This window comes from Burkholderia lata (assembly GCF_000012945.1).
Taxonomy (GTDB): Bacteria; Pseudomonadota; Gammaproteobacteria; order Burkholderiales; family Burkholderiaceae; genus Burkholderia; species Burkholderia lata.
The window spans coordinates 130,820-150,543 of record NC_007509.1 but is presented as its reverse complement, the minus strand read 5'-3'; the positions used below and the strand labels follow the sequence as shown (position 1 = coordinate 150,543).

Sequence of the window (19,724 nt, the reverse complement as noted above, 5' to 3'; positions counted from 1 at the left end):
CATGCGAGCCGGACGATACCTCGACGAAGGTATCGTTCATGACAGGAGACGAGATGCACCCACCATTCACCATACGTGCTGCCCGTACCGCGGACGCGGACGACCTCACGCGACTGGCTCGCATTTCGAAGGCGCACTGGGGCTATCCGAAGGACTGGCTCGACTTGTGGCAGAGCGATCTCACGATTGCACCGGAGACGATCGACGGGTCGATCGGTTACGTCGCGGAATCCGGCGAGGCAATCATCGGGTTCTGGGTCAGGGCATCTTCGGAATCGGATCGCCCGACGCCCGGATGGCTGTTCGTTCATCCCGACCACATGGGCCGCGGTGTCGCCCGAGCGCTGTGGGAAGAGGTCCGCAGGGAAAGCGCTGCGAGAGGGATCAGAAGCTTCGTGATCGAAGCGGACCCCAATGCGGTTCCGTTCTATCTGGCGCTCGGCGCTGAAAAAATCGGCGAAAAGGAATCGAGCGTCGTCCCGGGCAGGTTCTTCCCGATCTTGAGGATCACGATCTGATTGCAACGTCCGCCGGCGCCGCCGCGAGACGTACCCGGCATCGCCCCTTCTCAGGCTGACTGCAACTTCATCGCGCGGCTGTCCTCGAGCTTGAACTCGCCGACCGTCTGCGCGAGCCTGGCGGCCTGCTCGCGCAGCAACGTCGCGGCCGCCGCCGACTGCTCGACGAGCGCCGCGTTCTGCTGCGTCGCATTGTCGAGATGCGACACCGCCTGATTCACCTGCTCGAGCCCCGTGCTCTGCTCCTTGGCGGCGACGGTAATTTCCGCAATCACGCTCGTGATGCTGCGCACGCCCTCGACGATTTCGTTCATCGTCGCACCGGCCGTCTGGACGAGCCCGGAGCCCCCCTCGATCTTCTCGACCGACGAGTGAATCAACTGCTTGATTTCCTTGGCGGCCTGCGCGCTGCGCTGCGCGAGCGCACGCACTTCGCCCGCGACGACGGCGAAGCCTCGGCCGTGCTCGTTCGCACGTGCGGCCTCGACGGCAGCGTTCAACGCGAGAATGTTGGTCTGGAACGCGATGCCGTCGATCACGCCGACGATGTTGGCGATCTCGCTCGACGCTTGCGTGATCTCGTTCATCGTCGAAACGACCTCGCTGACGACCGCGCCGCCGCGCACCGCGACGTCCGACGCCGATTCCGCCAGATGGCTCACCTGGCTCGCCGCATCGGCCGAGTTGCGGGCCGTGCCGGCGATTTCCTCGAGCGCAGCGGCGGTTTCCTGCAAGCTCGATGCAGCATGTTCGGTGCGGCCCGACAGATCCTGGTTGCCCTGCGCGATCTCGGCGCTCGCGAGGTTGACGGATTCGCTGAACTCGCGGATCTGCAGCAGGATCGTACTGATCTTTTCGGCGAACAGGTTGAACGCATGCGCGATCTGCGCGGCTTCGTCCGCGCCGTCCGCGGGCAGGCGTTTCGTCAGGTCGCCGCTGCCGCTCGAGACATCCGTGAGCGCGTCGCGAACCAGCAGGATGCGCTTGAAGGCCGCGTTCGTCATCGCGCCGACGAGTGCGGCCGCGATCACCGCAACGATCAGGATCGCCGCCAGCGTCGTCGTCGCGACTGCGCGCATGCCGGCCGTCACGTCCGCCTTGTCGAGCGCGAGCACGAGGGACCAATCGGTACCGGCGATCGGCTGTGCTCGCACCAGCTTGGTGGCGCCGTCGATGTCGACGGCGACGGGCTCGGATGCCGTTTGCAGCGCGCCCAGGTGGTCGGCATCGAATGCAGGTGAAAGACCGGTTGCCGGCTTCATGATGAGGTCGGTCTTGGCCGACGCAATCACGCGCCCGCCCTTGTCCACCAGAAATGCAAAGCTCGCGGGTGTCGGGTGTACCGAGGTCACGATCGAGCTCACGCTCTCCATGAACAGGCTGGCGGCCAGCACGCCCTTCACCGTGCCGTCGCGCACCACGGGCACCGCGAACGCAACAGCGGGCTTGCCGGTCGTTGCATCACGGTAGAGTGCCGTCACGACCAGGCTGCCGGCACTGACCGCCTGCTTGTACCATGGGCGTGCTGTCGGGTCGTAGCCGGGCGCGAGCGGCACGTTCGAGAACGCAGTCTTGTCCGGCAGGCCGAGCGTCAACACCTCGAAGCCACCCGACTTGCCAAGCAGCTTCAGCGCCGGCAGCGGGTCGCCCTCGCCGATCGCGATCGTGTCCGCGAGTGCCTGGGTCTCCCGGCCTCTGCTGGCCACCCATTCGTTGATCGCAAGCGCATGCCCGGCGAGGATCGACTTGTGATTCTGGTCGATTGTCTCGTCGTTGTGTTGCTTGACGACGTAATAGACCAAGCCGCCTGTCACGGCCAGCGCCGTGACCACGATGGCGACGCAGGTCGCAAGTATCCGAGCACGAATCGAGGACAACATGATGACTTCGATCTCCGTTACCGCGTTATATGAATGAGGTCTCCGAAAACAGGCAACGTCCTGTTTAACGACTTAACGACTGCGGTTGCGGGAACTTAAGGCCTGACTGGCCAGACCAGTGCGGGTAACGGATCGGCGGAACCGCGGAGTGGGGAGCGGAGGGGCTGATCCGGCAAGACCGGATACCGCGCCGACTGGCTGGGGCGCGTAGCGGGGAGCCTTGATGAACCGGCGACGATCGTCCGGATGCACGGGCGGTTGCCACGTTCCCGTTCGGCGAAGGGCTGAAGATCCATCTGCCTCACGATCCGGTCGACTGCCTCATGGGCGGCGGCAGGAAGGCATGCGGTTCAGCGTATCGAAGCAGAGAGACGGGATGAGGTACCCATTCCTTTCTCTCGCAGGCATGTTTGATGGGACGCCTACGATTCCTGTTCCCCAGGCTGGGTCAGCGATAAAGGGTATGTCCGCAAAGCCGATGCGCTCAGCTGCAGATTTTTACGCTCGCCACAATATTCGCGCGCCTGAAACGTCTTCAAGCGCATGGAATCGCCACCCACTTCGCACATGATGACCGACCCAGACCGCGACATCACAGCGACAGTGATGCGTGAACGAACGAGGCTAGTGAAATTTATCCGGCGCCGGATACGCGACCCGGACGATGCCGAGGACATCCTGCAGGATGTGTTTCACGAGTTCGTACAAGCGTATCGACTTCCAGCGCCCATTGAACAGGTGAGCGCGTGGCTTTTCCGTGCCGCGCGCAACCGAATCGTCGACCGCTTTCGCAAGAAGAAGGAGCAGCCGCTGGCCGACCTGTCGGAGGTCGACGATGACGCGAACAGCGAGTATCGCCTCGACCTCGCGCTACCGGCGCATGATGCCGGCCCCGAAGCACTCTACGCTCGGACGCTCGTGCTCAAGGCCTTACAGGATGCGCTCGACGAGTTGCCGACGAATCAGCGTGACGTCTTTATCGCACACGAGCTGGAGGGTCAGTCTTTCAAGGAAATGGCCGCGCAAAGCGGTGTCGCGCTCAATACGCTGCTCGCTCGCAAACGCTATGCGGTCCTGCATTTACGTGCCCGGCTGCAGCCCATTTATGACGAATTGGATAACACCTAGAGGAATCGACAGATGAATTTCCGAATCAGATGTGCAGGCAAGGCGCTGCTCGTGTTGGTCGCGATCGGCGTGCTCGGATGGGTCGTCATGATGTTATGGAACTGGGTGATTCCGGCGCTCTTCGTCGGCGCCCGTACGATCGACTTCGCCCATGCGTTGGGCCTGCTCGTGTTGAGCCGCATCCTGTTCGGCGGATTCCGCGGGCATCACGGCTGGCGCGGTCGACGCCACTGGCGCAAGTGGGAATCCATGACACCCGAGGAGCGCGAGCATTTCCGGACCGCGTGGCGATCCCGCAGCAACCGACCCACGGGAGAGTGAACGTGCGTGATGAATCAACGGGCGACTGCAAACAGCAGCCGGGGGTGATTGCGCCGGTCGTCGATCTGAAACGCTGCGAAGGCAAAGGCGATTGCGTCGCGGTTTGCCCCGAGCACGTGTTCGAGATCCGACGCATCGACCAGACCGATTTCCAGGGCCTCGATCTGATGCATCGCCTGAAGCTGCGCGTGCATGGAATGAAGGTCGCCTACACGCCGAATGCGTATGCCTGCCGGTCATGCGGACTTTGCGTGACGGCGTGTCCCGAACGCGCCATCACGCTCGCCCGAACGGCATAGCGCCATCCGTGTAGCGCCGATATTGAACGACGGCGCAGAAACCCTGACGGGAAAAGCAGTCGTTGGATACATCGTCGACCGGATCAATCTCCTCAAGGAACGCATATGGCTTCACCCACCATCGCCCTTCTGCAAAGGCTCCACGAAGAGAGTCGAACCGAAATCGTCGCCCGCGCCCGTGCGCAGTTCCAGGGATCGAATGAGGATTTCCTGTCGTTAGCCGAGGAATACGAAGCGATCGCCCCTCGTCTGCGGGGACGGTTTCTCGAAACGTTCGGGCTGTCCAGCGACGACTTCGAGTCCCCGGAAGGCAGTCCGCTGTCGTTGGCCGTGTCCCCGGAAACGGGAAAATTTTTACGCAACATGGTGCTCTCGCAACGGCCGGCGAGAATCCTCGAACTCGGCAGTTCATGCGGCGTGTCCACGCTGTATTTCGCCGAAGCGCTGCGCACGTTGGGCCGTGGCATGGTCGTCGCGACCGAACGCGATGCGCTCAAGTGCGCACATTTGCGCGCTCACGTCAGGACGGCTGGCCTGGACGCCTATGTCGACATGCGGGAAGGCGACGTATTCGAGACCGTTGCCGAACTGGACGGTACGTTCGACATGGTCTTTATCGACGTATGGGCCGATGCCTATCTGAAACTGTTCAAGCAGATCGAGCGCCTGCTGCGCCCGGGTTCTGTCGTACTTGCCGACAACATGTACACGGCCGAGGACGCTGTTCGACCGTATAAGCACTACCTCGACGACGGCCCGCGGTATTCGACCACAACCCTCGACTTTGAATCGGGGGTCGAATTTACGGTCGTCGTTTCTTGAATCGGGACGCCGTCGAAGCGTTTGTGCGGTGGGATCTCGGGATAAAGAACGACGCCATCGCTCGAAATTGCGCCGCGCAGAAAATCAAGAACATCGTTCATCCGATACATCGCGAAAATCGGGTGCCCGGCGCTATCCGTTGCGGCGCTTTTGCCATTCATGGATCGCAGTAATTGAACGCGCTTCCCAATCAGGAGGAAGGGGTGGCGCGGACCATTCGCGCATCAATGCCTTATGGCGCATTGCGGTCGAGAGGTCGCACAGGTAACGGATGCCTTCGTGGGCGTAGCGCGTCGCCTGTTCAGGACTGAGTTCGGACGTTGCGCTAAATGAGACAGCGCTGTGTTCAACCAGTACGTCCAGATATAGCTTCCCGTCCTCCTCCAACAGGAACCAACTCCACGGCTCTTCTGCAATTACGCGCATCGGCATCTCCTCACTGATGAACAGGCCGGCCTGTGTGGCTCCTGAAGACGGTACTACATTGTCTGGGGGCAATAGCCGGAGGATGGATGTTTGAATGTGGGTTTCGGCCAGCGCCAGCCACGAGTGCGGGGCCAGCTCGATCGGTTTGATTAGTGGCGCAGAGCTGTCGACCGCTCGAGAACAATGGAGACCCGAATCGACTCATTCGACGCTTCGGCTTCAGCCAGATTGATGTGGAGCGCAACGAAACGCACCTAAAGATTTGCGTGGCGACGGTGTCATGGATCGCTCGAGAACGGCAGGTGCCTGGATCGGCGCATTCGGCGCCCCAGCTCCAGCCTGGCCGCCCGTCCCGATCCTTGGTGCATTTCTGCCGCCGAAATGCAAAAACCCCCGCCTTTCGGGCGGGGGTTCTTGGCTTAGGGAGCCTGACGATTACCTACTTTCACACGGGAATCCGCACTATCATCGGCGTAGAGTCGTTTCACGGTCCTGTTCGGGATGGGAAGGGGTGGGACCGACTCGCTATGGTCATCAGGCAAAAGGGGTTGTTGCGCTGGCTTCGCAGCACAACCAATCTTGGAAGAAGCAGTAATTTTGAGTTGTGTGTATCACACACGAGAATCAACCAGTCCGACGCGCTGTGTTCAGCGCGAGACAGACTTGTTATAGGATCAAGCCTTACGGGCAATTAGTATCAGTTAGCTGAACGCATTACTGCGCTTACACACCTGACCTATCAACGTCCTGGTCTCGAACGACCCTTCAAGGGGATCTAGTCCCCAGGGATATCTCATCTTAAGGCGAGTTTCCCGCTTAGATGCTTTCAGCGGTTATCTCTTCCGAACATAGCTACCCGGCGATGCCACTGGCGTGACAACCGGTACACCAGAGGTTCGTCCACTCCGGTCCTCTCGTACTAGGAGCAGCCCCCTTCAAATATCCAACGCCCACGGCAGATAGGGACCAAACTGTCTCACGACGTTTTAAACCCAGCTCACGTACCTCTTTAAATGGCGAACAGCCATACCCTTGGGACCGGCTACAGCCCCAGGATGAGATGAGCCGACATCGAGGTGCCAAACACCGCCGTCGATATGAACTCTTGGGCGGTATCAGCCTGTTATCCCCAGAGTACCTTTTATCCGTTGAGCGATGGCCCTTCCATACAGAACCACCGGATCACTATGACCTGCTTTCGCACCTGCTCGACTTGTCGGTCTCGCAGTTAAGCACGCTTATGCCATTGCACTATCAGCACGATTTCCGACCGTACCTAGCGTACCTTCGTACTCCTCCGTTACGCTTTGGGAGGAGACCGCCCCAGTCAAACTGCCTACCATGCACTGTCCCCGACCCGGATCACGGGCCAAGGTTAGAACCTCAAACAAACCAGGGTGGTATTTCAAGGACGGCTCCACCGAAACTAGCGTTCCGGTTTCATAGCCTCCCACCTATCCTACACAGATCGGTTCAAAGTCCAATGCAAAGCTACAGTAAAGGTTCATGGGGTCTTTCCGTCTAGCCGCGGGTAGATTGCATCATCACAAACACTTCAACTTCGCTGAGTCTCGGGAGGAGACAGTGTGGCCATCGTTACGCCATTCGTGCAGGTCGGAACTTACCCGACAAGGAATTTCGCTACCTTAGGACCGTTATAGTTACGGCCGCCGTTTACCGGGACTTCAATCAAGAGCTTGCACCCCATCATTTAATCTTCCGGCACCGGGCAGGCGTCACACCCTATACGTCCACTTTCGTGTTTGCAGAGTGCTGTGTTTTTATTAAACAGTCGCAGCCACCAGTTTATTGCAACCCCTTCACCCTTTGCCCGCAGGGGCATCAAGCTACAAGGGCGTACCTTATCCCGAAGTTACGGTACCAATTTGCCGAGTTCCTTCTCCCGAGTTCTCTCAAGCGCCTTAGAATACTCATCTCGCCCACCTGTGTCGGTTTGCGGTACGGTCATCATTAGACTGAAGCTTAGAGGCTTTTCTTGGAACCACTTCCAATTGCTTCGCTCCCTAAGGAGCTCGCGCCACACCCTTGAATTCCGCGCCCGGATTTGCCTAAGCGCCTTCTCCAATGCAGCGACCGGGACTTCCAACACCCGGACAACCTTCCGCGATCCGTCCCCCCATCGCATCTAACAATGGTGCAGGAATATTGACCTGCTTCCCATCAGCTACGCATTTCTGCCTCGCCTTAGGGGCCGACTCACCCTACGCCGATGAACGTTGCGTAGGAAACCTTGGGCTTACGGCGAGGGGGCCTTTCACCCCCTTTATCGCTACTCATGTCAGCATTCGCACTTCTGATACCTCCAGCATCCCTTCCGAGACACCTTCGCAGGCTTACAGAACGCTCTCCTACCATGCGTGCAAAGCACGCATCCGCAGCTTCGGTATATAGCTTAGCCCCGTTACATCTTCCGCGCAGGACGACTCGATCAGTGAGCTATTACGCTTTCTTTAAAGGGTGGCTGCTTCTAAGCCAACCTCCTGACTGTTTTAGCCTTCCCACTTCGTTTCCCACTTAGCTATATTTGGGGACCTTAGCTGGCGGTCTGGGTTGTTTCCCTCTTGACACCGGACGTTAGCACCCGATGTCTGTCTCCCGTGATTGCACTCTTCGGTATTCGGAGTTTGCTATGGCGGGGTAATCTGCAATAGACCCCCCAACCATGACAGTGCTCTACCCCCGAAGGTGAGACACGAGGCACTACCTAAATAGTTTTCGGAGAGAACCAGCTATTTCCAAGTTTGTTTAGCCTTTCACCCCTATCCACAGCTCATCCCCTAACTTTTCAACGTTAGTGGGTTCGGACCTCCAGTACGTGTTACCGCACCTTCATCCTGGCCATGGATAGATCACTTGGTTTCGGGTCTACGCCCAGCAACTGAACGCCCTATTCGGACTCGCTTTCGCTACGCCTGCCCTATACGGTTAAGCTTGCTACTGAACGTAAGTCGCTGACCCATTATACAAAAGGTACGCCGTCACCCCTTACGAGGCTCCGACTGTTTGTATGCATGCGGTTTCAGGATCTATTTCACTCCCCTCCCGGGGTTCTTTTCGCCTTTCCCTCACGGTACTGGTTCACTATCGGTCGATCACGAGTATTTAGCCTTGGAGGATGGTCCCCCCATCTTCAGACAGGATTTCACGTGTCCCGCCCTACTTGTCGTACACTTAGTTCTTTCATACTGTTTTCGCCTACGGGGCTATCACCCGCTATGGCCGCACTTTCCAGAGCGTTCGGCTAACAATACAAATAAAGAGTACAAGGCTCATCCCATTTCGCTCGCCACTACTTTGGGAATCTCGGTTGATTTCTTTTCCTGCGGTTACTTAGATGTTTCAGTTCACCGCGTTCGCTTCGCATGGCCTATGTATTCAGCCATGGATACTCCAAAAGGAGTGGGTTTCCCCATTCGGACATCTACGGATCAAAGCTTGTTTGCCAGCTCCCCGTAGCTTTTCGCAGGCTACCGCGTCCTTCATCGCCTGTGATCGCCAAGGCATCCACCACATGCACTTGTTCGCTTGACCCTATAACGAGTCTGTCTCTCGACAGTCGTTACAGGTTGAGTTCTCGCATTTGTGCCGTATTCCAATTGAGTCAAACATAGAGTTCGAATCATCTTGAGATACATCGATACAATCACAACCCGGATAGTTTTCACGTCCATCTCATAGACGCTTCCGCTATCCAAATTACTTACTTCTTCCAGATTGTTAAAGAACGACAGCCGATATGGTTTTACTCATATCAATCTGACTGGCTCAATCGCCAATGACAAAGATTCGACCCAAGTCGAACGCTTGTCATTGAAGATTGGTGGAGGCAGACGGGATCGAACCGACGACCCCCTGCTTGCAAAGCAGGTGCTCTCCCAGCTGAGCTATGCCCCCCATGAGTACAGATGATCTCAGGTACCTACAGCCTGTCGGCATGAGGTGCTCGCAAGCGCTGAAGCGCTACCGATCACCGACACGTCAGACAAGACATTGGTGGGTCTGGTTGGATTCGAACCAACGACCCCCGCCTTATCAAGACGGTGCTCTAACCGACTGAGCTACAGACCCCTGAGTCTGTCTTTAAATTTACAGCCGATAAGCGTGAGCGCTCAACTTTGCGAGATAGCTCTGGAAAGGAGGTGATCCAGCCGCACCTTCCGATACGGCTACCTTGTTACGACTTCACCCCAGTCATGAATCCTACCGTGGTGACCGTCCTCCTTGCGGTTAGACTAGCCACTTCTGGTAAAACCCACTCCCATGGTGTGACGGGCGGTGTGTACAAGACCCGGGAACGTATTCACCGCGGCATGCTGATCCGCGATTACTAGCGATTCCAGCTTCATGCACTCGAGTTGCAGAGTGCAATCCGGACTACGATCGGTTTTCTGGGATTAGCTCCCCCTCGCGGGTTGGCGACCCTCTGTTCCGACCATTGTATGACGTGTGAAGCCCTACCCATAAGGGCCATGAGGACTTGACGTCATCCCCACCTTCCTCCGGTTTGTCACCGGCAGTCTCCTTAGAGTGCTCTTGCGTAGCAACTAAGGACAAGGGTTGCGCTCGTTGCGGGACTTAACCCAACATCTCACGACACGAGCTGACGACAGCCATGCAGCACCTGTGCGCCGGTTCTCTTTCGAGCACTCCCACCTCTCAGCGGAATTCCGACCATGTCAAGGGTAGGTAAGGTTTTTCGCGTTGCATCGAATTAATCCACATCATCCACCGCTTGTGCGGGTCCCCGTCAATTCCTTTGAGTTTTAATCTTGCGACCGTACTCCCCAGGCGGTCAACTTCACGCGTTAGCTACGTTACTAAGGAAATGAATCCCCAACAACTAGTTGACATCGTTTAGGGCGTGGACTACCAGGGTATCTAATCCTGTTTGCTCCCCACGCTTTCGTGCATGAGCGTCAGTATTGGCCCAGGGGGCTGCCTTCGCCATCGGTATTCCTCCACATCTCTACGCATTTCACTGCTACACGTGGAATTCTACCCCCCTCTGCCATACTCTAGCCTGCCAGTCACCAATGCAGTTCCCAGGTTGAGCCCGGGGATTTCACATCGGTCTTAGCAAACCGCCTGCGCACGCTTTACGCCCAGTAATTCCGATTAACGCTCGCACCCTACGTATTACCGCGGCTGCTGGCACGTAGTTAGCCGGTGCTTATTCTTCCGGTACCGTCATCCCCCGACTGTATTAGAGCCAAGGATTTCTTTCCGGACAAAAGTGCTTTACAACCCGAAGGCCTTCTTCACACACGCGGCATTGCTGGATCAGGCTTTCGCCCATTGTCCAAAATTCCCCACTGCTGCCTCCCGTAGGAGTCTGGGCCGTGTCTCAGTCCCAGTGTGGCTGGTCGTCCTCTCAGACCAGCTACTGATCGTCGCCTTGGTAGGCCTTTACCCCACCAACTAGCTAATCAGCCATCGGCCAACCCTATAGCGCGAGGCCCGAAGGTCCCCCGCTTTCATCCGTAGATCGTATGCGGTATTAATCCGGCTTTCGCCGGGCTATCCCCCACTACAGGACATGTTCCGATGTATTACTCACCCGTTCGCCACTCGCCACCAGGTGCAAGCACCCGTGCTGCCGTTCGACTTGCATGTGTAAGGCATGCCGCCAGCGTTCAATCTGAGCCAGGATCAAACTCTTCAGTTTAAACCTGTTACTGTTTTCGGTTCAGTTAAGAACCGGTCGCTCACTCAAAGCTGACAGGAATATGAATTGCTTCATAAACCTGACTTACTTTAGTGTGAGACTCTTGATACTTTCGCTATCTGATCCGAGGATCAGCTCGCTTCCATCAAGCGCCCACACTTATCGGCTGTTAATTTTTAAAGAGCGTTTCTGCGAGGAACTTCGTGTTTCTCAGCAGCGCTGCGTTTTCAGCAGCAGAGAAGCGAGATTATGAACCGTGTTTCGCATTTCGTCAACAACTTTTTTCACTACATCGTTGCGACTGCGGGGCTCAACTTCCAGGCCAGTTGCGCGCTCCAGACTCCAGCACACCGCCAACCCTGCTTCCCTCTTCCGCGCTGCGTTTCCGTTAGCGCGAAAGAGGCGTGATTCTAAGCACCCGCCCCCATCTGCGCAAGCCCCTTTGTGAAAAAAGTTTGAAAAAGCCCCCGTGCGCTGACGCGCACGGGGGCGTGGGGCTCGACGGACCCGGCATCGCAACACGGGCCGCCCTCTATTGATGTGACGTATGCCTCTCGTCCCCCTATATATGATGTCGCGAAACGAGCAAGGAATCGGGTGCGGTCGAGTATCATGCCGCGACCGAACCACGCACTCATATCCACGATGGACAGCACCACTCAACCCGGCGACGCCGACCTTCGCGACGAATATGCAGCGCTGCGCGAGCGCGCCATCATCCTGGAAGAACAGGCGCCGCCGCTTCTGCAACGCATCTCGGATGTATTGCCGCGGATCAGCGGCGAATCCGAACTGGCGGACGAGCACCGCGAGCGACTCGTCGGCGCGCGCAATGCAGCGATGGTCTCGATCGAAAACTATCAGCAGGCGATTCCTTTCCTGCAGACCGCCGACTCGATCATCGAGCAACTGGACAAGACGCCCGAGCGCGACGAAGACATCGAGTGGCGTGAATCGCTGCTGCAACGGCTCGACGAGTTGATCGACGTCGCCGTCGTGATGATCAACGATGCCGACGGCTACTTCGAACAGGCACAAGCCTGCGACCTGTCCAGCGTGCCGAAGGCCATCCTCGAGGATTAAGTCACGCCGCTCGGGATCGCGTCGCGCACCGGCATCATGTCGTGTGCGTCAGCCATCCCGATGCTGGCCGGCCGAAAGTCGCAGCGTGACGCCTCAGTCGTCACACTGGCCACGCCCCTCCCGCAAAAGCTCACCTTTTCGCTGCGCCTCTCGCCCGGGACGCGCGACACGACTACAGTGCGTCGAGAACGATTGTCTCGTTCACGATCGGCACGCGGATATATCCACCCTCCGCATCGCCATACGCGTGTGCATTCCCGTCGATGACACATTGCGCCGTCAACGCGCAAAGGGTCGCGTCTCGCGCATCGACGGACTTCAGCGTCGACACGTCGACTCCCAGTCGCTCCAGCAATTGCCGGCGCTGGTTGCGTTTCTGCTTCGCCGATGCGACGTCCCGACCCAGCATCGCGCAGGTAATCGCATAAGGATAGGTTTCGAAGCTCGCGCGCCCGCCCGCATAGCAGGCGTCGGTCAATAGCGGATAGGCATCCGCGAGCGCGCGGTAGACACGCTCTCCCATGAACATCCAGTCGAAGAAGCCTGACGTGCTCGCAACCGCCTGCTCCCGCGACGGCGTCGGAAAACACGAGATCCGCTCGCGCGCGAGCGCCTGTTCGGCCGCCCGGCGCCCGCTCCCCGTCCACCACAGGCTCGGTGCGTCGACACCCACGGCCACGACGTCATGGGCAAGGCACAGCGCAGGCACCGCCTCGGGTGCGATCCGTGCCTCGCGGCAGACGACCGCCTGTCCGCGCAGGATCACGAGATCGCATTGCTTCTTTTCGCCGCCCACATCGACGCCCGCCACGGCCAGCGATTGCCGCGCGGCGGATTCAATGGATCGAGCCGATCGCATGCGGACGCCTCAATCCGCCGGCCGTGCGTCGTACGCGGTGTCGAAGATCGCTTCGAGGCCGGGATGCACGCCGCGCATCGGATCGACGACCGACTTCGCCCAGTCGAAGTACGCCTGCTTGCGTTCAAGCGGCCAGTCCGCGGGCGGGTGCCGCGCGATGTCACGCAGGTTGCAGATCTTGTCGGCCAGCTTCACGAGCTTCGCGCGCCGGCTGATGGTCGACGCATGCTCGACCTGCAGGCGCTTGCGCTCCTCCTTCGGCAACGACTTGTCGTCGGTGACTTCCATCACGATGTCCGCCACGTCCTTGCCGAACAGCCGCAGCAATTCCTGCTCGGTCGTCTCGGTATCCTCGACCGTATCGTGCAGCACGGCCGCGACGATCACGCGCTCGTCCTCGACGCCGGCCTCGTTGGCCAGCACGTCGGCAAGCGCGATCGGATGATTGATGTACGGCGACGCTTCTTCATCCTTGCGGCGCTGATTGCGATGCTTGTCCGCCGCGAACGCAATAGCGGCTACCAGCTTTTTCATATTCACCCCTCGTGTGGCCAGACCCGCGACCGGCCGAACCGGCCGCGTGTATTTCGGAACCGCACATACTACCTGTACGCGATGACCCTGCCCGTGCGCAAGCATCCCTGCACGCACCGCATCACGCACCCACCGGCGCGCGCTGCAACTCGACCACGTTGACCCGCGCGCCGAATACGTCCCTCACGAGCGGCAGCAGGTGGTCGTGGTGCGTCAGGAACAACACCTGGGTTCGCGTCGACAGATCGCGCAGCGCATCGAGGCCGGCCTTCGCGCGCGCATCGTCGAAGTTGATGAACAGGTCGTCGGCCACGAACGGCAGCGCGGTCCGGCTGCCGAGCTGCAGCTCCAGCGCCGCGATCCGCAGCGCGAGGAACAACTGGTCACGCGTCCCTTCGCTCAACCCGGCGACCTCGACCGATGCGCCCTTCGACCGTCGTGCATAGAGTGCGGGCGGCGTCCGTTCGGTATCGACGGTCAGCCGTGCGAATTCGCCCAGCGTGAGCCCGGCAAAGATCTCGCCCGCGCGCCTGAGCATCGGCCCCTGCTTCTGGTCGCGATAGCGATCCGTCGCCCACTTCAGCAACCGGCTCGCCGTGGCCGCCTCCAGATACTGTTCGGCTGCATCGCCCATCGCGGCCAGCGCTTCCTGCCGTTTCGACTCGGCAACGGCCGCGTTCGCCTGGCCGTCGATCGCACCGAACGCCTGATCGGCCACGACCTGCTGCTGTGCAAGCTCGTTCAGCCGCTTGCCGACATCGCCGAGCGACTGCTTCACCGCTTCGAGGTGCGCCGGTACGTCGGCGATGTCCTGCTCCGCGACTTCCGCTTCGACGGCGGATCGGGACAGGCCGTCACCATCGCGCACCAGTGCCTCGTGCGCGGCATCGACCGACTGCCGAAGCTGGCGCTGGCGATCCGAGCGTTCGGCCAGCGGCAGCGCCGCGTCGATCGACGCAACGCCGGCCAGTTGCAGCAGCGGCTGGATGCGCGCATCGGCCCCCGCCACCGCGGCAGCCGCGTCCGCGACCTTGCCGTCGGCCTGCCGCACGGCTTCATCGGCACGACCGATCGCACGCGCGATTTCCCGGGCACTCGAAAGGCGCATCGTCAGCCGGCGCGCGACGTCCGGCCAGTCGCCGCTCGTCAGCCATTCCGGCGCGAGCGCTTCGGCAAGCCGCCTTGCGCCCGCCTCGAGCGCGGCCAGCTCCGCGCGGATCGCCGCGATCCGGTTGCGTGGCGCGTCGGCATCGGCCAGTTCGGTCGTCACCGCGTTGGCGAGCCCCAGCGCACCTTCCGCCGCCGCCAGCGTCGCCGCACTCGTGGACAGTTTTGCGTCGGCCAGCGCGTCGCGCCATTGCGCGTGCCACGCATCGTAGGCCGTCTGCGCGTGGCCGGCGCGCGACTGCGCCGTCGCACATCCGCGTTCCGCTTCCCGCGCGCGATCCTCCAGGCTGTCCTGCTGCGCGAGCGCTTTCTCGGCCGACTGTACGAACGTCTCGGCGATCGCGACGAGTGCCGTCAGGCCGTCCGACTCGCCGCCTCGCGACACGGTGCGCAGCGCAGCGCGCAACGTGGTTTCGGCACCAGCCCGCGCGGCGCGAATCGTGTCGAATTCGCGGCGCTGCCGGTCGAGGTCGGCCTGCGCAGCGAACACCGCATCGCGCTTCGCGAGCCAGTCGCCCATCGCCGCCAGCGGCATGCCGGGCACCGCTGCCGTCGTCGCGAGCGCGGCCCATGCGTCGCGATGCGCGGCGAGCTCATGTTCGCGCTCGTCCAATGCGGCCTGCCTGCGCGTCACGCCGGCACGTGCGGATTCGACCTGCTGACGCAGCGACTGCAACGTCGCCGCCGCCTGCGTCGCGCCGAGCTGTGCATCGACGAGTTCGTCCGCGAGGCGAATCGCGTCGTCGACTGCCGGTGCGCCCGTTGCGAGATCGACCGCGCCGCTGCGGATATCGCCCCACGCGCCGTCGCGCCGCGCACGCGCCGCCAGCACGTCGGCGGTCGTGACGACCTTGTGGTTCTCCGCGAAATGCTTCTCCTGCAGTTCGAGCCGCTCGAGCTCTTCAAGCGTGCCGTCCCGTGCGTCGCGTGCCGCAGCGACCGCGCTCGCGCGTTCGCTGTCCTCTTTCAGCAGTGTGCCGAGCCGCGCCGCCGACGGCACGTCGAGTGCACGCAGCGCATCGACCGGCATGCGCCACTGGCCGAGCGCATCGAGTGCGCCGGACAGTGTGCGTTCGGCGGCGGCGATTTCATGTTCGAGCGCCTGCTCGCGCTGGCCACTGTTGCGAAAACCCTGCGCATCGGCCAGCGCCGCACGCAGCGCCTCCGGCACATCGACGGTCGACAGGCGCGCCTGTTGTTCCTGCACCTGCGCAAGCTCGCGCGTGCGTTCATCGAGCGACTCCCGTGCGCCGGCAAGCGCCTGATGCAGCGCGCCGTGTTCACGCAACAGGTTTGCAACGGTCTTCAGCGACAGCGCGGTCGGCAGCGACGCACGCAGCGACGCTTCGTCCGTCGGCCAGTCGAGCTGGGCGGCCGCAGCGAATGCAGCGGCCAGGTGACGCTCGACATCCGCGCCGAGCAACAGCAGATCCTGCGCGTGATTCATGCACGCACCGCGCAGCCGGTCGAGCGCTTCGATGTCGGCTTCGAGCGCCAGCGTGTCGGCGTCGGCGTCGATCGCATCGCGCGTCTGCCGCTTCGCGAGCAGGTCGGCACGCCGTTCCTCGAGCACCTTCTGTTCGGCCGCGAGATCGCCCTGCGCCTTCAGCAGATCCGCATACGCGGTGGGCGGCAACTCGACGACCGCGCCCAGTTCCACCAGCGCCGCGTCCTTGACCGTCAGCTCCTTCAGGTACGGTGCCAGCCGCCGCACGCGTTCGAGCTTCGAGCGCAGCGCTTCGAGCCGACGCTGCTCCGCGCGCGCCTGCTCGATCTGCTGTTCGACCGCTTCGCGCGCGTCCTTGCGTTCGACCCAGTCGCGCGTGCGCACCTGAACCGTCTTCAGTTCGGTCACGGCTTCGTTGAACGACGTTTCTGCGAGTGCAAACGCGCTGCCGCTGCGGCGCGGCGCCCAGAGCTCGACCGAACGCGCATCGAGCTCTTCGCGCACCGGCCCGAGACTGCCGACACCCGCCGCCGATTCGAACAGCACCTGGCCGAGCTTGTCGGATGCGTCGAGAATGCTCCGGCCGCCGTCGACCAGACGCCCGTGGTCGAGCCCGAACATCTGCTCGAAGAATTCGCGCGTGGCGCCGTCGAGAACAGCGGCCAGAAAGTCGTCGGGGAGTTTGTCATCGGCGGGGGTTCGCAGCGGACTGCGCCCGCGTGCGCGGTGGAACGCGAGTTCGCCCGTGCCGCTCCCCAGCACGCCGCCGATCCGCAGTTCGGGCGTGCTGTGCAGGAAATCGAGCGGCGTCTGCAGCTTCATCCCGAACAGCAACTCCGATACAGCCGTGCGGATCGTCGACTTGCCGGCCTCGTTCGGCCCCACGATCACATGGAAATCCTCGCCGGACGACGGGAAACGCAGCGTCTCGTCGGTGAACTTGCCGTACTTGATCAGATCGAGCTGGTTGATCCGCATCGCTTACTCCCCCCTCGCCAGCCGCGCCAGCAACGCCGGCCCGACCTGCTCGACGAGCGCCGTGAGCTCGCCCGCGCGTGCCATCGTCAACAACGGCACCTCTTCCTTCACGTCGCTGCGCACCTTGCCGACGAATGGTTTCAGGTCGCGCTCAAGCAGTTCGAGGAAATCCGGATCGCGCGCGGCGTCGGCCAGGATCTGCTTCAGGTCCTCCAACGCTTCAAGCTGCTCGCTTTCGCCCGGCTGATGATCGGCCGCGGACGTCGCGAGCCGGACCTTCTCGAGCCACAGACGCTCGTTGCCGATAATGCCGATCTGGTTCAGCACCTCCGCACGCAACTGCGGCGCGCGTCCGAAAAAGAGGCCATGCGCGGGGGTGCGCCCCGTGACCGTCACGCGCACCGCGCGCGGCACATGGCCGTCGACAGTCAGCAGCGCTTCCAGCGACTGGCCGATCTTTCTCGAAAGGTCGGCAACGGTGAAGCAGTCGGACGCGTCCACCGACACGGCTTCCCAGCGCAGCACGTCGAGATACAGCCGCTCGACCTGCGTGCGGCCTTGCTCGACCGTCACGAGCACCGCGCCGCGACGGCCCGTCTCGCGGATATGGCGCCCCTGCAGGTTGCCGGGAAACACCACGGTGGACGGCCCCGACCATTGCTGGAATTCGTGCACGTGGCCGAGCGCCCAGTAGTCGTAGCCTTTCGCGTGCAGTTCGGCCAGCGTGCACGGCGCATAGTTCGCGTGCGCCGCATAGCCTTCGAGTGCCGTGTGCAGCACGCCGATGTTGTAGTAACCGGGCACCGGGTCCGGATAGCCGATCGCGAGGTTGTCGACGACGGCCTTGTCCTTGAAGCTCTGCCCGTGCAGCGCGACGTCGAATTCCGGCAGCTTGTGGGTTTCCGCCTTGCGGTGGCCGAACACGGTGACGTTGTCGGGCAGCGTCAGCTTCTTCGTCATCTCGCTTTCGGCATCGTGGTTGCCGCCGAGGACGAACGCGCGGATGCCCGCCTTGCGCAGGCGCCCCATCTGCTGGCCGAAGAAGATGCCCGTGTTGTGGTCCTTCCAGTCGCCGTCGTACAGGTCGCCGGCGATCACGAGGAACGCGACTTCCTCTTCGATCGCACGATCCACGAGTTGCCGCAGCGCCTCGCGCGACGCGTTGCGCAACTGCGCGGCCGGCGCGTCGGGATACGCGCTAAGGCCGTGCAACGGGCTGTCAAGGTGTATGTCTGCCGCGTGGATGAACTTCACGAAGATTCCTCTGTTTCATGACGATAGGGCCTGCGATCGCGGTGCGATGCCGCCAACCAGGCCATCAGTCGCAATCCTGGTAGCCGCCGAGTTCGCCGCAATGGATACAGCGAAACATATACGCTGTCGGCGAGCCGTCCTTGTCGAGTGCGGCAAAGAAGCGCTCCCACTCGGCGCCCTCGTCGAGTCCGGCCGACTCCCGAATCGACGCAACGGCCTGCGGGCCGAGCGTGGTCAGTTCGCCGGCGCCCGCACGGCCGATGAACTGCCCGCCGTCGCCGCAATGCGTCCACCACCGTTCCTGCTGCCAGCCCTGAAAGCCCGGCGTGCGACAGGCGATTTCGTCGACGACCGCGTCGGGCACTTCGTCCCATTCGCCGCCACCGATGCCGTCCGTGTCGGTAAAGATTGCGTCGAACCGCGCGTGCGCCGAGCCGTCGGCGATACACCACGGGCAGATGCATTGCTCATACTCGTCGACCGCATACACGGGGCCGGCGTACACGTAACCGCGCGCAACGCCGCAACACGCACAGCGCGCGTCCGAGCGGATCGCGCTGCCCGTTGCCAGCGGGTCGGGATGGTACCTGAAAGCGGGTAACGACATGAGGCTCTCCGTCGATCCGGAACGTGGGGAAGCACGCGATGCGCATTCGAACGGCTATTGTGCCGCAGCCCGGCCGCGCGACTGCGGAACCTCAGCCTCGACAAACGTGCCGTTCACGAAACGATAGACGCGATGCGTTGCACCGCCGTGCGCGAGATATTCCCACCGGATGTCGATGCCGATCGGGTCTTCGCGCCACGCGATCGCCAGGTAAGGCGATTGCGCTCCATCATGGGTGTCGAGCGAAATGGAGTCGACGCAGCTTTGAACCGGCAGCGAAAAGCGCGACACCGCACGGGCGCGGTGCAGTTCCAGCACATATAGCGCCCCTTCTTCGCCCGCGCCGCAATATCCGGTCGGTTTGCTATTCGACGATCGGTTGACGACGACCAGCAGATAGTCTTTGCCGTCGATCCGCTTCGCATGGTCCGACGGGAACGCGAGGCTCGATGCATCGCGCAATACGCGGCGGAGCGCGGCCGGCACGATCAGTGCCGATTTCTGGTGGCGGGCTGCATCGACGTCGACCAACCCCGGGCGCACCCATTCGATTTCGTGACCGTTGGCGAGCCGCACCGATTCGGGGGCCGGCGTTTCGGCGCAGGCAACGACCGCATTCGAGGCCAGCAGCGCCAGCGCCGCGAGCTTCAACGCAACCGATTTCGTCGGGTTGATCCGTGTCCGCATGAATCGCGCAGGATTGTCGTGAAGTTCA

The 19,724-nt window shown here is 61.4% G+C and carries 14 protein-coding genes, 2 tRNA genes and 3 rRNA genes; 6 read left to right on the top strand and 13 right to left on the bottom strand.

Translation table 11 applies throughout. The features are described from left to right. The first annotated feature begins 53 nt into the window (after positions 1 to 53). On the top strand, positions 54 to 518 hold the full coding sequence (locus tag BCEP18194_RS00620; protein ID WP_011349336.1) for a GNAT family N-acetyltransferase: 465 nt from the start codon (positions 54 to 56) through the stop codon (positions 516 to 518). A gap of 50 nt (positions 519 to 568) precedes the next feature. Here the strand turns inward: BCEP18194_RS00620 and BCEP18194_RS00615 are convergent, their stop codons facing one another. Continuing rightward, entirely contained in the window at positions 569 to 2,398 is a 1,830-nt protein-coding gene (locus BCEP18194_RS00615; RefSeq protein WP_011349335.1) for a methyl-accepting chemotaxis protein, read from the bottom strand. Positions 2,399 to 2,941: 543 nt separating this feature from the next. Between BCEP18194_RS00615 and BCEP18194_RS00610 the strand changes: the two genes are divergently transcribed. The 4 genes from BCEP18194_RS00610 to BCEP18194_RS00595 all read left to right on the top strand — a co-directional run bounded on the left by BCEP18194_RS00610 (position 2,942) and on the right by BCEP18194_RS00595 (position 4,968). Beyond that, positions 2,942 to 3,526, top strand: a complete 585-nt coding sequence (locus BCEP18194_RS00610) for an RNA polymerase sigma factor (RefSeq protein WP_011349334.1) — start codon at positions 2,942 to 2,944, stop codon at positions 3,524 to 3,526. A gap of 12 nt (positions 3,527 to 3,538) precedes the next feature. Continuing rightward, the gene (locus BCEP18194_RS00605; RefSeq protein WP_011349333.1) at positions 3,539 to 3,847 is read left to right on the top strand and encodes a hypothetical protein; all 309 of its coding nucleotides are present in this window, start codon (positions 3,539 to 3,541) and stop codon (positions 3,845 to 3,847) included. Next, positions 3,844 to 4,146, top strand: a complete 303-nt coding sequence (locus tag BCEP18194_RS39020) for a 4Fe-4S dicluster domain-containing protein (RefSeq protein ID WP_011349332.1) — start codon at positions 3,844 to 3,846, stop codon at positions 4,144 to 4,146. The genes BCEP18194_RS00605 and BCEP18194_RS39020 overlap by 4 nt, the downstream gene beginning before the upstream one ends. A 105-nt stretch (positions 4,147 to 4,251) precedes the next feature. Next, on the top strand, positions 4,252 to 4,968 hold the full coding sequence (locus BCEP18194_RS00595; RefSeq protein ID WP_011349331.1) for an O-methyltransferase: 717 nt from the start codon (positions 4,252 to 4,254) through the stop codon (positions 4,966 to 4,968). Positions 4,969 to 5,100: 132 nt separating this feature from the next. On the opposite strand, the gene BCEP18194_RS40945 is transcribed toward BCEP18194_RS00595, so the two are convergent. From BCEP18194_RS40945 to BCEP18194_RS00570, 6 genes are all read right to left on the bottom strand, one after another. Continuing rightward, complete coding sequence (locus BCEP18194_RS40945; RefSeq protein WP_157687080.1) at positions 5,101 to 5,394, bottom strand: hypothetical protein; 294 nt, start codon at positions 5,392 to 5,394, stop codon at positions 5,101 to 5,103. A 426-nt stretch (positions 5,395 to 5,820) separates the two neighbouring features. Next, positions 5,821 to 5,933 (bottom strand): 5S ribosomal RNA (gene rrf / locus BCEP18194_RS00590). A gap of 131 nt (positions 5,934 to 6,064) precedes the next feature. After that, a 23S ribosomal RNA gene (locus BCEP18194_RS00585) occupies positions 6,065 to 8,946 on the bottom strand. Positions 8,947 to 9,233: 287 nt separating this feature from the next. Then, positions 9,234 to 9,309, bottom strand: a tRNA-Ala gene (locus BCEP18194_RS00580). Between the two features lie 97 nt (positions 9,310 to 9,406). Next, positions 9,407 to 9,483 (bottom strand) — tRNA-Ile (locus BCEP18194_RS00575). Positions 9,484 to 9,547: 64 nt separating this feature from the next. Next, positions 9,548 to 11,080, bottom strand: a 16S ribosomal RNA gene (locus BCEP18194_RS00570). Together the 16S, 23S and 5S rRNA genes with 2 tRNA genes alongside form the textbook arrangement of a ribosomal RNA operon. A 612-nt stretch (positions 11,081 to 11,692) precedes the next feature. On the opposite strand from BCEP18194_RS00570, the gene BCEP18194_RS00565 reads away from it, so the two are divergent. After that, positions 11,693 to 12,163, top strand: coding sequence for a hypothetical protein (locus BCEP18194_RS00565; RefSeq protein ID WP_011349330.1), 471 nt, complete (start codon positions 11,693 to 11,695; stop codon positions 12,161 to 12,163). A 172-nt stretch (positions 12,164 to 12,335) separates the two neighbouring features. Here the strand turns inward: BCEP18194_RS00565 and BCEP18194_RS00560 are convergent, their stop codons facing one another. From BCEP18194_RS00560 to BCEP18194_RS00535, 6 genes are all read right to left on the bottom strand, one after another. Next, on the bottom strand, positions 12,336 to 13,022 hold the full coding sequence (locus BCEP18194_RS00560; RefSeq protein ID WP_011349329.1) for a DUF429 domain-containing protein: 687 nt from the start codon (positions 13,020 to 13,022) through the stop codon (positions 12,336 to 12,338). Between the two features lie 9 nt (positions 13,023 to 13,031). Next, the gene (locus tag BCEP18194_RS00555; protein ID WP_011349328.1) at positions 13,032 to 13,556 is read right to left on the bottom strand and encodes an HD domain-containing protein; all 525 of its coding nucleotides are present in this window, start codon (positions 13,554 to 13,556) and stop codon (positions 13,032 to 13,034) included. A gap of 121 nt (positions 13,557 to 13,677) precedes the next feature. Further along, complete coding sequence (locus tag BCEP18194_RS00550) at positions 13,678 to 17,148, bottom strand: ATP-binding protein (RefSeq protein ID WP_011349327.1); 3,471 nt, start codon at positions 17,146 to 17,148, stop codon at positions 13,678 to 13,680. Between the two features lie 3 nt (positions 17,149 to 17,151). Beyond that, complete coding sequence (locus BCEP18194_RS00545) at positions 17,152 to 18,402, bottom strand: metallophosphoesterase family protein (RefSeq protein ID WP_011349326.1); 1,251 nt, start codon at positions 18,400 to 18,402, stop codon at positions 17,152 to 17,154. 64 nt (positions 18,403 to 18,466) lie between these two features. Next, positions 18,467 to 19,009 carry a CbrC family protein gene (locus BCEP18194_RS00540; protein ID WP_011349325.1) on the bottom strand — a complete coding sequence of 181 codons (543 nt, stop codon included), beginning with the start codon at positions 19,007 to 19,009 and terminating at the stop codon, positions 18,467 to 18,469. Positions 19,010 to 19,063: 54 nt separating this feature from the next. Further along, on the bottom strand, positions 19,064 to 19,660 hold the full coding sequence (locus BCEP18194_RS00535) for a hypothetical protein (RefSeq protein WP_157687079.1): 597 nt from the start codon (positions 19,658 to 19,660) through the stop codon (positions 19,064 to 19,066). Positions 19,661 to 19,724: the final 64 nt, after the last annotated feature.

What these genes read in the sequence shown, in the direction of transcription:
- BCEP18194_RS00555 (WP_011349328.1), bottom strand. Translation starts at nt 13,556, where the DNA reads ATGAAAAAGCTGGTAGCCGCTATTGCGTTCGCGGCGGACAAGCATCGC.
- BCEP18194_RS00540 (WP_011349325.1), bottom strand. Translation starts at nt 19,009, where the DNA reads ATGTCGTTACCCGCTTTCAGGTACCATCCCGACCCGCTGGCAACGGGC.
- BCEP18194_RS00565 (WP_011349330.1), top strand. Translation starts at nt 11,693, where the DNA reads ATGCCGCGACCGAACCACGCACTCATATCCACGATGGACAGCACCACT.
- BCEP18194_RS00550 (WP_011349327.1), bottom strand. Translation starts at nt 17,148, where the DNA reads ATGCGGATCAACCAGCTCGATCTGATCAAGTACGGCAAGTTCACCGAC.
- BCEP18194_RS00620 (WP_011349336.1), top strand. Translation starts at nt 54, where the DNA reads ATGCACCCACCATTCACCATACGTGCTGCCCGTACCGCGGACGCGGAC.
- BCEP18194_RS00560 (WP_011349329.1), bottom strand. Translation starts at nt 13,022, where the DNA reads ATGCGATCGGCTCGATCCATTGAATCCGCCGCGCGGCAATCGCTGGCC.
- BCEP18194_RS00605 (WP_011349333.1), top strand. Translation starts at nt 3,539, where the DNA reads ATGAATTTCCGAATCAGATGTGCAGGCAAGGCGCTGCTCGTGTTGGTC.
- BCEP18194_RS00615 (WP_011349335.1), bottom strand. Translation starts at nt 2,398, where the DNA reads ATGTTGTCCTCGATTCGTGCTCGGATACTTGCGACCTGCGTCGCCATC.
- BCEP18194_RS00595 (WP_011349331.1), top strand. Translation starts at nt 4,252, where the DNA reads ATGGCTTCACCCACCATCGCCCTTCTGCAAAGGCTCCACGAAGAGAGT.
- BCEP18194_RS40945 (WP_157687080.1), bottom strand. Translation starts at nt 5,394, where the DNA reads ATGCGCGTAATTGCAGAAGAGCCGTGGAGTTGGTTCCTGTTGGAGGAG.
- BCEP18194_RS00610 (WP_011349334.1), top strand. Translation starts at nt 2,942, where the DNA reads ATGGAATCGCCACCCACTTCGCACATGATGACCGACCCAGACCGCGAC.